Origin of the sequence: Nostoc sp. CMAA1605 (genome assembly GCF_021596505.1) — a bacterium.
GTDB lineage: Bacteria > Cyanobacteriota > Cyanobacteriia > Cyanobacteriales > Nostocaceae > Trichormus.
Map to the genome: position 1 here is coordinate 1 of NZ_PJIZ01000051.1, position 15066 is coordinate 15066.

General features: G+C 37.6%; 10 protein-coding genes and 1 pseudogene. 7 read left to right on the forward strand and 4 right to left on the reverse strand.

Annotated elements, in window-relative coordinates:
* A pseudogene (locus CV014_RS17485) lies at positions 1-1833 on the reverse strand (ABC transporter ATP-binding protein); the annotation flags it as partial.
* Positions 1834-1906: 73 nt separating this feature from the next.
* Here CV014_RS17485 and CV014_RS17490 point away from each other — a divergent pair.
* Both CV014_RS17490 and CV014_RS17495 read left to right on the forward strand, forming a co-directional pair.
* Positions 1907-2440 carry a GNAT family N-acetyltransferase gene (locus tag CV014_RS17490; RefSeq protein WP_236143192.1) on the forward strand — a complete coding sequence of 178 codons (534 nt, stop codon included), beginning with the start codon at positions 1907-1909 and terminating at the stop codon, positions 2438-2440.
* A 350-nt stretch (positions 2441-2790) separates the two neighbouring features.
* Entirely contained in the window at positions 2791-4191 is a 1401-nt protein-coding gene (locus tag CV014_RS17495; protein ID WP_236143193.1) for a hypothetical protein, read from the forward strand.
* A gap of 98 nt (positions 4192-4289) precedes the next feature.
* Here the strand turns inward: CV014_RS17495 and CV014_RS17500 are convergent, their stop codons facing one another.
* Entirely contained in the window at positions 4290-4898 is a 609-nt protein-coding gene (locus tag CV014_RS17500; RefSeq protein ID WP_236143194.1) for a site-2 protease family protein, read from the reverse strand.
* Between the two features lie 524 nt (positions 4899-5422).
* Complete coding sequence (locus CV014_RS17505; RefSeq protein ID WP_236143195.1) at positions 5423-5572, reverse strand: hypothetical protein; 150 nt, start codon at positions 5570-5572, stop codon at positions 5423-5425.
* Positions 5573-5922: 350 nt separating this feature from the next.
* Between CV014_RS17505 and ntrB the strand changes: the two genes are divergently transcribed.
* The 4 genes from ntrB to CV014_RS17525 all read left to right on the forward strand — a co-directional run bounded on the left by ntrB (position 5923) and on the right by CV014_RS17525 (position 10887).
* Entirely contained in the window at positions 5923-6747 is an 825-nt protein-coding gene (gene ntrB / locus CV014_RS17510) for a nitrate ABC transporter permease (protein WP_236143196.1), read from the forward strand.
* Between the two features lie 141 nt (positions 6748-6888).
* Positions 6889-7716: an ABC transporter ATP-binding protein gene (locus CV014_RS17515; RefSeq protein WP_236143197.1), complete on the forward strand. Its 828-nt coding sequence runs from the start codon at positions 6889-6891 to the stop codon at positions 7714-7716.
* A gap of 94 nt (positions 7717-7810) precedes the next feature.
* Positions 7811-9097 (forward strand): CmpA/NrtA family ABC transporter substrate-binding protein, encoded by a 1287-nt coding sequence (locus tag CV014_RS17520; protein WP_236143198.1) that lies wholly within the window; start codon positions 7811-7813, stop codon positions 9095-9097.
* 155 nt (positions 9098-9252) lie between these two features.
* Complete coding sequence (locus CV014_RS17525) at positions 9253-10887, forward strand: alpha/beta hydrolase (RefSeq protein WP_236143199.1); 1635 nt, start codon at positions 9253-9255, stop codon at positions 10885-10887.
* A gap of 514 nt (positions 10888-11401) precedes the next feature.
* Here CV014_RS17525 and CV014_RS17530 read toward each other — a convergent pair.
* On the reverse strand, positions 11402-12256 hold the full coding sequence (locus CV014_RS17530; RefSeq protein WP_236143200.1) for a GGDEF domain-containing protein: 855 nt from the start codon (positions 12254-12256) through the stop codon (positions 11402-11404).
* A gap of 940 nt (positions 12257-13196) precedes the next feature.
* Here CV014_RS17530 and CV014_RS17535 point away from each other — a divergent pair.
* Entirely contained in the window at positions 13197-15053 is a 1857-nt protein-coding gene (locus CV014_RS17535) for a GGDEF/EAL domain-containing response regulator (protein ID WP_236143201.1), read from the forward strand.
* Positions 15054-15066 lie beyond the last annotated feature (13 nt).

Here is a 15066-nt window from a genome sequence, read left to right on the forward strand (position 1 = left end):
TGTTTTTAATAGTTCCTCGTGGCTACCTTCTTCAATTAATTCGCCTCGCTTCAACACAAAAATTCTGTCTACATTGCGAATTGTCGATAAACGGTGAGCAATAATAATTGCTGTGCGTCTTTTTAACAACTCATTTAATGCTTGTTGTACTAATGCCTCTGTGCCAACATCTAAACTAGCTGTCGCTTCATCTAAAACTAAGATTTGGGGGGTTACGAATGGCTGCACGGGCAAAGGCTAAAAGTTGCTTTTGTCCGCTAGAAAGATTTGTCCCTCGTTCTCTTAATTGGGTGTTGTAACTAGCTGGTAATTGTTCAATAAATTCGGCAATATTGGTTTTTTCAGCCGCCGCTTGAATTTCTTCAAAGGTGTAGTAATCACCCAACGTAATATTACTTTTGACATCACCCGCAAACAGAAACCCTCTTGTAAAATTACCGCCATATAACGCCGCAGTTCGGCTTGGGGTAACTCTCGAATATCTACACCATCTACCAGAATGCGTCCTTGAGTGGGTTCATAAAGGCGACACAACAGCCGAATGATTGAACTTTTACCTGCACCTGTCGGCCCGACTAGGGCGATTTTTTCACCAGGACGAATGACAAAGTTTAAGTCTCTAATGACGTAATCATCATCTTTGTAGGCAAACCAAACGTGTTCAAACCGAATTTCTCCCAAGTTGGGTTGAGTGTCACTGTCTTGAGATTCTAAATTAGCGATGATTTCATCGATGTAACCAAATTGAGCATCTAAAACAGATATGCGAGGATTAATGCGATCGCTAATTTCTATCGGTTCATCTAAAATATCACTCACACGCTCCATTGCTGTAAATCCAGACTGAATCACGGTGAATTTCTCGGCAAAATCCCGCAAAGGATCAAATAATCGCTGGGCATACAAAACAAATGCAGATAAAGTACCGAAAGTCAAGTTATTTCCTAGCAGTAACCAACCACCCAACCCCAGAACTCCAGCGATCGCAATTAACCCAATCCATTCTAAAGTTGCAGAAACGGCGGAATCGTAAAAAATAGTCTCATCTACTAGTTTGTTATACCGTTGGTTAGTGGCGCGAAATAAATCGGCATTGTATTTCTCTCGCCGAAACAACTGCACCACATTAATCCCCAGTACGTTTTCCTGTAACTGGGAATTCAACATTGATAGTTCTTCCCTAGCTTTGTAATTGGCTTTGCGATATCTTCGTTGGAAGGAAATCGTTAACCAAGTAATGGGGATTAACATCACCAGTAACAAACAAGCCAATTGCCACTGGATAGAAAACATTAAACCCACAATTACCAGCATTGAGAAGATATCAGAAACAATACCTATTGCCCCAGTGGAAAATACATCACCTAAGACTTCTACATCACTAGTGAGTCGAGTGACTAACTTACCTACGGGTGTACGGTCAAAAAACCGCACTGCTAAGGATGTAACGTGATGGAATAAATCTTGACGAATACCTGCGGTGATATTTTGTCCAATCTTCTGAAGTATGTAGCCTTGAACACCAGTGAGAATTAACCGCAGCACAATCATCGCCAATAGTAAGCCTTCCAGAATTTGTAATCCTTGAAGTAAGGGACGATTCCTCAAAAACTCGTAGGTGCTGGGTTCATTGCGAATCAGAGACACAGCCTGTCCAATTAATAAAGGCTGTACTGCATTAGCTAAAGCAATAGGCAATAGTAGCAAAATTGCCACGAACAGCAATTTACTGGTACGGCGCGCGTAAGGTACTAGACGGAGAAATAATCGCCAGTCATTGTTACGCCAACGGTCTTGTCTGTAGGTTTTGGGGGATGGTTGGTAGATGCTCATAGATGAGCATTATATTAATTTTTAGAATTCTGCAAACACTTGTTTAGGGACAACATTATGAGGTTTTGTGACTATGCCTGAGATAGAAACTGCAAGATTAAAATTGAGGCATTTTACGCTGGATGACTTCGGTACCTTATTTCGTCTTTACTCTGATACTGAAGTTATGAGGCATCTATCCCTCAGAACCCAAGAACAAACTCAAGAGAGTCTCATTAAGCATATCCAACATTGGGAAAAACACAATTTTGGGATGTGGGCAGTAGTTCATAAGGATAGCTGTAAGATGATTGGTCGTTGTGGACTCGGTTTTTTAGAGGACACCCCAGAGGTTGAGCTAGGCTATGTATTGGATAAATCCTATTGGAACATTGGCTTAGGTACAGAAGCATCTCAGGCAACATTAAAGTACGGTTTTTTGACAGTCCAGCTAGATCAAATAGTAGCGATCGCCCGTCCCGAAAACATAGCCTCCAGGCGGGTAATTGAAAAATTGGGGATGAGGTATCAAAAACACACTCATCACTACGGTGTCGATGTTGTATATTACAGCCTCGCTAAATCAGAATGGCAACCAGATAATAGCCTTTCATCTGTTGACAGATGATAGAAAGACTAGATGCAAATGACTTTTCGCTGCGTTACTCTGTATTAACATTTCCAAAACTTACACAAAAAAGTATTGTTGCCAGTGTGTAAGTTGACATATTTATGATACAATTGTACTATAAACAGGTGAGCTTGTACGAAAATAAATCTCCCGTTAGTGCTGATAGTCAAAGTTTCGGGAAATAACAGCAGATTGCAAGTACATGAGGCACAGATTTTCACAAAAAAGCAATATATAGAAATCGTGGTTGATTTTTAAATCTGTTCACTATCAACAGACTGACAACCCTGTTCTCTACTGTAACGACCAACTAAAAGTTGATTGTCTTTTATCCGCGAGGAAGCAGTATGACAAATAATGTTCAGATTTCTCTGCTCAAAATTATTGAAATTCTCACAGCTAACAGCAAGCATATCATTATCAATCTCAAACATTTACAAGAACACTATCAAAGAACAGGGGTTAAAAAAATTTATGGTGTCCGAGATATCAACGGAAATCTGATTCAACCTTGGTTGCGAACAGAATATATCGATAATTCTGAATATGTTCGTATGGGTAAGTTTGTATTTAACCGCAATACTGCCACAGTTAATCTGCTAGTAAAACGCCAAGTTAAGCTAGTAAAGTCTGATGATCAAACCCCGATTTTAGAAGTAGCAGGCTTGTTAGTTAATGACTTGCATACATTCAACAATTACACAATTGTTAGCAATGGTAAGATTAATGTGCCATGCTTAAAAATCAAAATCAGCAGCAAAAAAGCTTTTGATTTAACCAAGGAAATATTAGATTCACAGGAATTTGATTGTCATCGAGAATATACTTTACCACTTGATACATTGCCTTTAGTCACCAACGATGTTAAATATCCCAGCATTGATGGCTTATTTGATGAATTAGCAAAAATCAAGGTGATTACTAGCATTATTAATGCTCATCTTAAAGGTGAATCAGATATATTTTTAGATTCACAAATGGATGAGTTGAAAACTCACTATATCTCTAATAATGTCTACCTCAATTTCCCCAAGACTAACGCATACCAAAATCATCAACAAGGGTTAGCTGATGGCTGTATTGATATACAGGATGTCTATCATATTGACATCGGTAGTCAAGACATTTTAAATCTCAGCAAATTTTATTCTGCCAACAAATTCCTCGATAAAATGTATCGGCTTTATGACAAAGATACCGGTGAAATTTTCCCTAAGCCCAACTGCTCAATGACTTGGCAAGACAACATTGCTGTGAGATATAAATTCTTGTCATCGCGTGTCAAAATTACTAAAGTGGATGAATTCATGAAAGTAATTTTTGATGATTTTTTGGGAATCGAAAATTATGGCATAGTTGCGGCGATGCTAGCAAAAGTGGGTGCTAACAGCTTAGGAGAGTGGTTACAAGATAAATATTCTGGTCAGATTGTAAGTAAAGAAATCATGGTGACAGCCTTAACGGAAGCAAAAACCAAATTAGAACAATATGCAGAGAAGATTTATCAAGAAAAAATTTCTCCACTAGTGTTTTATATTGGTGTTACTGGTATGCTTCCTGAAGAAATCTCTGCTCCTGCGATGACGGCGACGGAATTGGCTAGAAAATATCCCCATTTACAGTTTTCTAAATATGAAAAGACTGGTCAATTTTTTGTAGTGGGTGATAATGTGATTAGCATCTATGTTCAACCCGCCTATTATTCTAGACAAACGAATGTCAGTGAGCAAGTTGTGGTTGAGAAATAAATATTTGAGGAAATTTATCTCATTGTTGTTCAATAGATAAAGAAATAGGGTGCATTAGCAAATATGTAACGCACCCTTGATTATAAGAAGATGAATGATTAAACTCCAATGGTTGCAGAAATCATTAAATCTGCAATCATCCCTAAACTCCTACCGACTCCAGGAACTGTAAATAAAAGCATCATGGCGAAGATGCCAAAATTTGTATTTTGTAATGGTTTTAATTGGGGAAATATTTCACTAAAAACATGAAAACCATCCAGAGGAGGAATAGGTAACAGGTTAAATAGAAATAATGTCAAATTAATCCGACAAGCTAAGTAAAGAAACTCAAAGCTGAAAATTCCTTGGCTATCAAAGTTAGCAAACAGTTTGATTAAAATAATAAAGAAAATACCTAAAGCTAAATTAGACAAAGGGCCAGCCGCAGATACGATAATATTGCTCAGTTTAGGAAAGCGGAATTTAGCGGGATTAACTGGCATTTGTCCCCAAGCTATCCCTGTAAAGCAAAGAAAGATCAGGGATTCTACTCCCATATGAACTACAGGGTTAAGAGTGAGGTGTCCTTTTTGCTGTGGTGTATTATCTCCCTGACTGATGGCAGCCCAGCCGTGGGCTAATTCATGTAGGGTAATAGAGAATATGACAATGACAACTATGCGGAAAAAAAGAACTGGGTCTGTGATCAGTGTTTGAATAAACATGATTGTCCTGTAGTTTGATTTTCTTGAGGGGGTGCATCATCAGTCACCCCTAGAGGATAGAAGGGGTAATTTAGCTACAATTAAGTAAACAGTCGATATCGAGTAATTTCCAAATCTACAAGTAAACCATTCTGCGATCGCTTATGCCTTCACTGTTGTCTCATACATAATTACTATATGTCTGGTGATTACCCACATATGCAAAACTGTAAATATTATACAAATATTAAGAAAAATAATACTGAAGCTAACAGAGTATTTTTTGGTATATTTTTATCTTTTTTCTCTGAAAAATAGATTTATCAATAAGATTATTTTGTGGTCTATTTGAGTGTAAATACGCAATATATATACCGATCATACTTAAATAATATACATGAAGAATTAATATCAAAAATATACAGATATCCTTTAGGTAGTAAATAGAGCAATTTATCGATAACAGGACTTACGCAAAAATAACGTAAATTTTTCTTGTTTACTACTCCACCTTACATAAGACGTAATATTTTAAGTATAAACTCTTACGCCAATCCTACAGTATCACCATCATAGGTTTCGGCTTTATATTCTGATGTGTCAGATATTTCGGTAAATGCCGAGATAACTTTTGGGTTGCTGTTAGGAAAAATAACCCACGCTCTTGTAGAAATCCCTAACAGACTAACTGACATAAATTCCGTGACACACAATCATCTGTCAATCACCTGCATATATTACCTAGTAATCTCTGATAAATAAAACGAATCAATTCGTCTCCAAAATAACCACATATAGAAACTATAATTTGATGGATGAAAACACTGATGCAAACTCTGATTTTCTTATTTACACATCCCCTTTTTCTCATTCAGATTTACCTACTTCAGTAAAATCATTATATTTCTCAAATAAGGTTCCTATATCTGATACTTAGAAACTATGAACACTGGCAAGAATATTTATCAAGCATTGCCGTTTGTAGTTAAAAATGCCAAGATTGTTGTTAATTTTAATGGCCAGTAAATTCAGGGAATTTAACCATATGGTAACATCCTCCCCAAGACCACTAGCTCAAAATCAAAAAACCAAACAATTATTGTTGAGAATCTCCCAGCGAATTTTTGCCCCTGTATGCGGTATTACCAGCATTTTAATATTGTGGCATTTAATGAGCCTTGCTCCTGATACGTCTTTACCTTCTCCTTTGGAAGTTGTTAGCAATACGTGGGAGTTAATTATTAATCCTTTTTTTAATAAGGGAGGCTTAAACAAAGGTTTATTCTGGTTGATTTTAGCTAGTCTTAAACGTGTGATGTTTGGCTATTTGATAGCTGTATTAATTGGGATTCCTATTGGCTTTTTGATTAGCCTCAATAAATTTTTAAGAGATGCGATAGACCCCATAATTCAAATTTTGCGTCCCGTTGCGCCTCTAGCGTGGCTACCACTAGCGCAGGCGATATTTCTCAAACCTAATCCATCAGCTATTTTCGTAATCACTATTACTGCCATTTGGCCAATTATTATTAATACCGCCTTGGGAGTCAAGATGGTTCCTAAAGATTACACTAACGTCTCCAAAATATTAGAACTCTCATTCTTTGAGAATTTTTACAAAGTTTTAATTCCAGCAACACTACCATATATTTTCACGGGTTTGAGAATAGCGATTGGTCTTTCGTGGTTAGCTGTAGTTGCAGCCGAAATGCTCCTTTCTGATGATGGACTAGGATTTTTCATTGTGAATGCTTACAACAATTCAAACATCAGTGAGATTATATTAGCGATTATATATTTAGGTGTCGTAGGTTTAATTCTAGACAAAATTATGTCTTACATTGCTTTCAAAGTTACGCCACAGGAATAGTCAATAGTCATTAGTCAATAGTCATTAGTCATCAGTCATTAGTTTCTTCTCCCCTGCTACCTTGTCTCCCCTGCTACCTTGTCTCCCCAATCCCCAATCCCCAGTCCCCAATCCCCAATCCCCAATACTAGGAGAATCCATATGCAGAATTTTGTTGCTATTCACGGTGTCAATAAGGAATATCCTGCACCCAATGGAGAGAAAAATAGTATTCTCAAAGATATTTACTTAGAAATTCAGCAAGGAGATTTTATTTCTCTGATTGGTCATTCTGGCTGTGGTAAGTCTACTTTACTAAATATCATTTCAGGGATGGAAAAGGCTTCTAGTGGTTATGTGGAAGTAGATGGTACACGGGTGAAAAAACCAGGTGCGGAACGTATGATGGTGTTTCAAAACTATTCGCTGTTACCGTGGTTAAGTGCTTGGGATAATGTGGCTTTAGCGGTGGATAAAGTGTTATCGCATAAGCCAAAAGTGGAACGCGATCGCATTGTTTCTACTCACTTAGAAATGGTAGGTTTAAAAGATGCAGTACGGAAAAAACCAGGACAACTTTCCGGGGGAATGAAGCAACGAGTCGCCCTCGCCCGTGCTTTAGCTATTAAACCAAAACTATTACTGTTAGATGAACCTTTTGGGGCTTTAGATGCACTCACCCGCAAATCTTTACAAGCAGAATTGATGCAGATTTGTAATCAAGCTCATATCACAACTATTATGGTGACTCATGATGTGGATGAAGCACTTTTACTTTCTGATCGCGTGGTGATGTTAACTAATGGCCCTGCTGCTCATATTGGTCAAATTGTCGATATCCCCTTTGGTCGTTCTCGCGTTCCTTCGGAGATTATCGATCATCCCCTGTATCATGAACTGCGCCACGAATTACTGAATTTCTTACATCATCAGCAGCAAGTTCAATATCAAGAAGCTGAAAAAATACCCAGTTTGAAGTCTGTGGCTTGAAGCAGACTAAAAAGGCAAAAGGCAAAAGGTAAAAAGTTAACATAAACTTTTACCTTTATTTTCTAGTACCTATATTTTAATTAATTGTTGATGTATGACGAAATTTACTAGAAGAAATTTTCTAGCAGCTAGTAGTGCAGCATTTTTATCTACAACTTTGACACATCGCTCTACTGCTGTTCCATCTCCTACAAGTCTGTATGCTGCTAATGGTGATACACCAGAAGTCAAAGGCGCGAAACTGGGCTTCGTCCCTGTGACTAGTTGTTGTCCTTTAATTGTGGCTAAAGCAAAGGGCTTTTTTGCTAAACATGGAATGCCTAATGTAGAAGTTTTAAGACAACCATCTTGGGCAATTATCCGCGATAAAATGATGTTAGGTTCAGGTAATGAAGGATTAGACGGGGCGCATTTGCTGTTTCCAATGGTGCATTTAATGGCTACTGGAGAAATTAGCTATGGACGCAAAATCCCAATGCACATTTTGGCGCGGATGAATGTTAACGGGCAGGGTATTTCTGTTACTAATGCTTATAAAGATTTAAAACTTGGGCTAGATAGTTCTCCCCTCAAATCGATATTTGCTAAAAAAAGTTTGAGTGGGGAAAATGTGCGTTGTGCAGTACCTTACCGCCGGGTAACTGGTGACTTTTTTATGCGCTGGTGGTTAGCGCATGGGGGTATTGACCCCGATAGAGATGTATCGTTGATTGTAGTTCCACCGCCACAGATGGTAGCTAATATGCGGGGTGGTTCAATGGAAGCTTTTTGTGTGGTAGATCCTTGGCATCATCGTTTAATTAAAAAAGGCATTGGTTATTCTACCGTCACTAGTGGCGAGTTATGGAATAATCATCCAGAAAAAGCCTTTGGCGTGCGTGCAGAATTTGTAGATAAATATCCTAAAGCTGCAAAAGCTTTATTAGCGGCAGTTTTAGAGGCGCAGATGTGGTGCGATCGCCCCGAAAATAAGCCAGAATTATTTGAAATCTTATCACAACGTCAATGGATAGGTATCCCTAGCGAATTTTTGCGCGATCGCCTCATGGGTAAGTTCGACTACGGCACAGGCCGTATAGTCGAAAATAGCCCCCATATGATTAAATTCTGGCGGGAAAATGCCTCCTATCCCTATAAAAGTCATGATTTGTGGTTCTTTATCGAAGATATGCGCTGGGGTAATCGTCCCCAGGATTTTGACCCCCAACCCGTGATCAATGCAGTCAATCGGGAAGACTTATGGCGAGAAGCTGCTACACTCATCGGACAAGCAAACGCTATCCCCCCCAGCACCTCACGGGGTGTAGAAAAATTCTTTAACGGTTTAGAATTCGATCCTCAGAATCCCCAAGCCTACCTCAATGCTCCTAAAATCCAGTAGTTTGAGATAAATTCGGTTTTAGTTCACCATCAGATACCTAAATTTCCATTTAATAATGTAGCTTGAGTGTCGTTCTTGGCATTTTCCTAGTCAACAGTAGCTAAATACACCAATATCCGCTATATTCCCCTTGGTAGCTATTGGTGAGGATGTTTATGGGAAGAAGGGGAAAAAATCTCAGCCTGATTGCTGGTTGCTTGAGCGCGCTGACTCTGAGCCAATTTTTTGGGTTAAACACCTCTGCACAGGCAGCTGATACAGTGGTGGTGCGTTATGGTTTGTTTGCAGAATCTGTTCCCCTAGCGGATTTACAAACCGCCGCTACAACTGGGGAATTCCCTCGCAGTCTAGACTGGTTAACCAAACGATTATCAAAAGAGCAACGTCGCTCCCTTTTGGGGACGCTGAGAATGAGAGTACCTCTGAATGTGGTGACTCTCAGTAGATTACTCAATACCCAAATTGGTACAACTATTCTCAATGACCTCTCTACAGCCTTAGCGCGCAAGGATAAAGCAGGTGCAAATGCTTTGAGAGCAGCTTTAGTTCTAGGTGCAAATTCTCCCCAAGGCTTATCTGTGCTGAGTTTTATTGCAGCTTATCCAAGTCAACGTTTGGAAATTAATTTACCCCAAGCTGTGACTGTCATGGGCAGTTTGAATAATGATTTTTGGCGTACCCAACAATTAATGCTTTCCCTGTCTCCCCAACTTGCGCCTCAAGCTTCCCAAATTAATTTACCCTTTGACCCCAGCCAACCAGGTAAGGCGAATGTACAGGTTGAGAACTGGAATTTAAATGATCAAAAACACAACCGCAAAATCCCTGTTGATATTTATTGGTCAACTGCTGCGGAGTCCACTAAACCACTAATTGTATTTACTCATGGTTTGGGGTCAGTTCGCACAGAGTTACGTTACTTAGCAGAACATCTAGCTTCTCATGGTTATATAGTTGCAGCTATAGAACATCCTGGTAGTAATCAAAATCATGTTAATTTAGCTCTTAAAGGTAAAACCAGAATTGTTGAACCCCAAGAATTTTTAAACCGTCCCCAAGATATTAGTTTTGTTTTAGATGAGTTCACCAAGTACAATCAAACCGCAAAAACTCCTCTAGCTGGCAGAATAGCCACCGATAATGTCATGGTTGTAGGTTATTCTTTTGGTGGCGCGACAGCTCTCGCACTAGCGGGTGGTGAATTTCAAACAGCCGGACTCAAACAAACTTGTCGGAATCAATTAGCGAGTTTGAGTGTTGGGACAACTATCCAATGTATTGCCCAAGAACTACCAGAAAGCAGCTATCAACTGCGGGATAATCGAGTTAAACAAGTTATGGCTTTGAGTCCCACAACTTCACGAATTTTTGGTGAAACGGGTTTAACTAAAGTCCAAGTCCCGACGTTAATTTTGGCGAGTTCCGCAGATAAAAGCACACCAGCTTTAACAGAACAAGTTATAGGATTTAGCAAGATTTCTGCTCCTAAATGGTTAGCAGGTGTGATTGGTGGAACTCATTTAAGTGTCAAAGACCCCAGCACCACTTTAGACCAAGCAGATCAACCCAATACGGCTTTAAGCGGTGGCGAAATTGTCGGTGAACAGGCTGCTGATGTACGAAAATTTGTCAAGGCGATCGCGCTAGCAATGGCAGCACAACTCACCCCAGAAGCTGATACTTATCAGGTTTTCCTGACTCCAGATTATGCTCAGGCTGCTTCCACCCCAGTCTTCCCTTTTCGCATAGTCCGAGATATTCCTCCAGGATTAATTTCAATGGAGAAATGAAAGTTCATAGATGGGGGAAAATCTGATGGTCTTTTCCCCTACTTAAATAACAGCTAAATTTTATACTTTTATGTGTTTTCCTTAAATGTGAAAAGATAACCCCAAATAGACCAATTTATAAGACTTAGACCTATACAAGCACCACCCATAACACCAAACTTTCGTAGAAAAATATAGTAAAAATAATACATATAATAAAAATTTATATTAAATATTTACTTTTTTGTGTCAACAATAGTTGACCAAATCGTTACAAATTTGTTACATTTATTTATATAAGGCAATAAGCTGATCTAACCAACCAAACACTAAGCCTCACTGAATTGCTCATCATGGTTAAACAGTGAGAGACAAAAGGCCGAGTAGAAAGGGTTATCAACTCAGTCTTCATCACTACTAGTAACGTTTTTTGTTTAGTTAGCTCATAAAAGCTGAATTCGGTATCGGTATCTTCCATTGACATTTGGACTTCTCCTAATCACCTCGGTAAAATTGCCGGGGTTTTTTATTAATTTCATATAGCAGGGTGTTTTGATAACTCATGTTGCAATAGGTTTTTACCTTTCTTTTTCGCCACGTACATTAAAGTATCAGCTTGCTCTAGAATTTCGTTCACCGATTGCGGCGGATGATAAAAAGTAATCGCACCGATGCTGACAGTGACTGATAGTCCTTCCTGCTGCATAGACATGACAAGCATTGTTTTTAACCTATGCAACACTACTTCTGATGCTTCATAACCAGTGCGTGGTAATAAAATCGCAAATTCATCGCCGCCAATTCTCGCAATCACATCACTTTTACGCAAAGTTACTGTAGCTTGAGTAGCTACTAATTGTAATAAGCGATCGCCAGCCGTATGTCCATACTGATCATTGATTTTTTTAAAGTCATCTATATCAAAATAAGCCAACGTTAGAGGTTCTTGATATCGCACAGATTTCACAATCTCATTATTAACTATTTCCATAAAAAATCTGCGGTTATTCAAGCCAGTCAAATTATCTTTTTGTGCTAATTCTTCCAACGATTTCAAATTGTTTTTAAACTCCAATAATAGAAAATTAGTAAATAAGAAAAACACCAGCATTGTCAGGGCATTCCAATAATAATTGGCAGGATTTAAATGGTATTTATTCTTCATTTGGCTGAAGATGAGATTAATGAGGTCGCTAGCCAATATAATTAACAAGCTTATGTATTTATCAGTACACCATGTAGAAATCCCAACAGGTATTAAATATAAAAACGACACAGAAATTTCTGTAGATACCAAGTAGTCAATTACACTTATAACTACCAGCATCAACATACTGATGAGAATCGAGGTAAATTTAGGTTGATTTTCTAGCTGTTTTAGTAAATACATATTTCCCTAGCTTAATAGCCGTTTTAGCTACTATTTATACTTTGTTCAAGTCGTTGTTAAGTAATAAATTTACGGCTATCGGTAAAATTTTAAATCAGAGTCATCGCAAAATCTCTTATACAAATAAAACTTTGTCAGTAAATTAAGTAAATACATACTTTTAATTTCTTTGTTTGGAGAAATTAGGGCATCCTAATTAGCGGAAGAGACTGATGAAACTTGATGTTTCTGATGTCTCCCAGAAAATTAGGCATTGAGTTTTACAAAACAACTAGCTCAAAAAATTACTGACAACCCAGTATTTTCCAGTAAATTCAAGGTTAGGAAATGATGGCTTGTTAAAAACCATACATTAAACTTGTGTATTTCCTCTTTAGTAGAATATTTTTTCTGTTTCTTACCCAAAGTTTTAAAGCCTTAATGAAGATTCAGTTTGACGCAAACGATCAGTGATAAGTTATGAAGATTAATAGAGAAATTTACCAATAGTAATTTTTGGTAGAAATACATTCAAGACCTATGATTGTATCGGTCTGATATTTGATATTTGCACAACGTTATTTCCAGTTTTTAGTTCCCTGTTTAAGTGCGTAATTTTAGTAATCATATCGGATGATTATCTTAGTACCGCTTAACTTTTAAATACGGTAAATCTTTAAGTTTTAGAAATATAAATTTTACAATAATTCCTTCGCTACATCTGGAAATGATAATTCTCTTCTTGTAGTATTTATATAGATGTATTGTAAGTAACTGGATCAATCAAATAATCATACTTTTAGGAAAAGCAATGAATATCTCAATCTTGCTCATTATTGTCCTCTTGTTTTAAGTTTGTCCTGATCAGTGCAAAATAATAGTGAAGCCATTATTTATCACTCTGTTAATACGCAAGTCCTAGAAGCGTTGCACAAAAGTTAAGAGTTTTATACATAAATATATGCAAACAGAGCCAGTAGCACTGATTTTAATTGTGGATGATGATCTAGAAAATTTAGGAGTTCTGTCCACTTTATTAACAGACTCAGGATTTCGAGTTGCAACAGCTAATAGTGGACAAGATGCTTGGCAAAAACTTGGTCAAATTACGCCTGACTTAATTTTGGCAGCAGGGATGATGTCTGGAGTGGATGGCTTTGAACTTTGTCGTCGCATTAAAACTCAGCCAGTATTGGATAAAATTCCAGTTATATTAATGATTGCTAGAAACGAAAATCAAAATAGACTAGCACAAGTAAATTTAGAATCAGTTGACTATATTACCAAACCATTTTTACCAATAGAAGTTTTAATTCGTATCCGCTTGAACCTGCGACTGCTAAATTTAACTCGTTCTCTCCATGAAAGTAATACCCAACTACAACAAGAAATTATTGCTCGTCAAACTGTAGAAGCCAAGTTATATCAGCTTAATCAAGATTTAGAGCAGAAGGTAATTGAACGGACTCAAGGACTGACATTGGTACTCAATGAAATACAACTAAGAGAAGAAAAACTTACCTATGAAGCTTTTCATGATTCATTAACAGGCTTATTTAATCGTGCTTGGTTAATGCAGTATTTATCAGAAATATTTGCAAAACAGCAGCCACAAATAGGACAAGCAATTTTATTCTTAGACCTAGACCATTTCAAGAGTGTCAATGACCATCTAGGACATATAGTAGGTGATAAATTACTGCAACAAGTTGCTAAAAGATTGAAGAACTGTATTGCAGTCTCACATAAAATTGTGCGATTGAGTGGTGATGAGTTTTTAATTTTCCTGAACAACCACGATGGAATTCACTCAGTCGAAATCATTGCTAGTGCGATCCTCCAAGAATTACATACACCTTTTGAGATTGACAAGTATCAAATTTCTATCGGTGCAAGTATTGGTATTTTACCTTCTACACTAAATTATCAGCAGCCAACAGATATCCTCAGAGATGCTGATGCTGCAATGTATCAAGCTAAACGTGCTGGTAAAGGTTGCTACATAGTCTTTACCAATGAAATGCAGTTACAAACCTTAAAGCGGATTCAACTAGAAAGTGAACTCCGTCAAAGTATAGAAAAAAGCGAGTTTTGCCTTTACTATCAACCTATATTGTGTTTATCTTCTCAGAAAATAGTCGGTTTAGAAGCATTAATTCAATGGCAACACCCACAAAGAGGACTAATTTCACCAGATAAATTTATTACAATTGCCGAAGAAAGTGGGATAGTACCTTCTCTAGATTTACTAGCATTAAAGTTAGCTTGTCAACAACTACATCAGTGGCAAAAAAAATTTAAATGTGCTGAATCCTTAGTAATTCATATTAATATAGCTGCCGCACAATTACAGCACTTAGATTTAGTAGAAAAAATTCAACAAATTCTAGCAGAATATCATATATCCCCTTCGGCTATTAGATTAGAAGTAACAGAAAATGCTCTGATCAAAGGTTCCCACACTGTTACTCAAGTTATGGACAAAATTCATAATCTAGGGGTCAAACTCTGTATAGATGACTTTGGCACTGGATATTCTTGTTTTAGCCAATTGTATACATTTCCTGTTGATACTCTCAAAATAGATCGTTCATTTACCAAAAATGTCAATGTTAGTGTAGAGTCTGCGGCACTCGTCCAGACTCTAATTAATTTTGCTAATTCTTTAGGGATTACCGTAGTAGCTGAAGGAATTGAAACACAAATCCAATTAGAAGATTTACAGAAATTTGGTTGTGAATTTGGCCAGGGTTACTTATTCTCCCATCCTGTGCCGATCGCAGAAATCACAAATTTTTTACAATTACAAGATGGGTGATTTTTGCAGTTGA

Excerpts from the sequence above, each read along its gene's own strand:
- CV014_RS17515 (WP_236143197.1), top strand. The coding sequence starts at position 6,889 with ATGCAGAATTTTGTTGCTATTCACGGTGTCAATAAGGAATATCCTGCA.
- CV014_RS17530 (WP_236143200.1), bottom strand. The coding sequence starts at position 12,256 with ATGTATTTACTAAAACAGCTAGAAAATCAACCTAAATTTACCTCGATT.
- CV014_RS17520 (WP_236143198.1), top strand. The coding sequence starts at position 7,811 with ATGACGAAATTTACTAGAAGAAATTTTCTAGCAGCTAGTAGTGCAGCA.
- CV014_RS17505 (WP_236143195.1), bottom strand. The coding sequence starts at position 5,572 with ATGTCAGTTAGTCTGTTAGGGATTTCTACAAGAGCGTGGGTTATTTTT.
- CV014_RS17490 (WP_236143192.1), top strand. The coding sequence starts at position 1,907 with ATGCCTGAGATAGAAACTGCAAGATTAAAATTGAGGCATTTTACGCTG.
- ntrB (WP_236143196.1), top strand. The coding sequence starts at position 5,923 with ATGGTAACATCCTCCCCAAGACCACTAGCTCAAAATCAAAAAACCAAA.
- CV014_RS17500 (WP_236143194.1), bottom strand. The coding sequence starts at position 4,898 with ATGTTTATTCAAACACTGATCACAGACCCAGTTCTTTTTTTCCGCATA.
- CV014_RS17525 (WP_236143199.1), top strand. The coding sequence starts at position 9,253 with ATGGGAAGAAGGGGAAAAAATCTCAGCCTGATTGCTGGTTGCTTGAGC.
- CV014_RS17495 (WP_236143193.1), top strand. The coding sequence starts at position 2,791 with ATGACAAATAATGTTCAGATTTCTCTGCTCAAAATTATTGAAATTCTC.
- CV014_RS17535 (WP_236143201.1), top strand. The coding sequence starts at position 13,197 with ATGCAAACAGAGCCAGTAGCACTGATTTTAATTGTGGATGATGATCTA.